Annotated in this window: 1 protein-coding gene and 1 pseudogene; one reads left to right on the forward strand and one right to left on the reverse strand. The window is 33.6% G+C overall.

The genetic code is table 11. The annotated features are described in order from the left end of the window. The first annotated feature begins 112 nt into the window (after positions 1-112). Entirely contained in the window at positions 113-490 is a 378-nt protein-coding gene (locus tag ACFO3G_RS03210; RefSeq protein ID WP_380077941.1) for a hypothetical protein, read from the forward strand. A gap of 61 nt (positions 491-551) precedes the next feature. Here ACFO3G_RS03210 and ACFO3G_RS03215 read toward each other — a convergent pair. Further along, positions 552-649: pseudogene (locus ACFO3G_RS03215) on the reverse strand (transposase); the annotation flags it as partial.

A 649-nucleotide genomic window follows, 5' to 3' on the forward strand; every position in this document is an offset into this window, starting at 1 on the left:
TCTGTTTTAGGAGTTCCTGTGAGTCCAATGGTAGCTCCCATCCAAAAATTGGCTGCTTAAACTCAAGAAATGAGAGGTTGCTAAAAAATTAGAGGCTGAATCATTACGAATAATGACACAGCCCCCTCGTAATTTTGGATCAGGAAAGATAGAAGACAATGTTTTTAATTCGATCATTGCAAAACCATATGAAATCTGTACTGAAACTTTTATTCAAATTTATCCTTTCGATAACCTAGATGAAACAGTAAACTGTGATAAATACTTAAAGACAAAGTTTGCTAGATTGATGATTAGTATTAGAAAACAAGATCAAGGTGCAGGTAAAGATGTATACAAATATGTACCATGTCAAAATTTTTCCAGTGAATCTTCTACATTAGATTGGAATTTACCTTGTGAACTTATTGACAAGCAACTTTATTCAATGTATAATTTAGCATCGGAAGAGATTGCCTTTATCGAGAAACGCCTTTCACCAATAAAGTAATAATCATTTGTTACAGACGCTGTTTTTATTTTGTCAATAGTTCGTTAAAAAATATCCAAGCCTAAGCGGCTCTGGCAGTAAATAAAATGAGTTCTTTGAAAAGTTTGTCAATAACTTGCGGGTCTGGGCTAATCCCAAACACGCAAATAAATCGTTCAA

This window comes from Falsiporphyromonas endometrii (genome assembly GCF_042654485.1).
GTDB classification, from domain to species: Bacteria; Bacteroidota; Bacteroidia; order Bacteroidales; family Porphyromonadaceae; genus Porphyromonas; species Porphyromonas endometrii.

Bases quoted from the DNA above. Each gene is read 5' to 3' on its own strand.
- ACFO3G_RS03210 (WP_380077941.1), top strand. From the start codon at position 113: ATGACACAGCCCCCTCGTAATTTTGGATCAGGAAAGATAGAAGACAAT.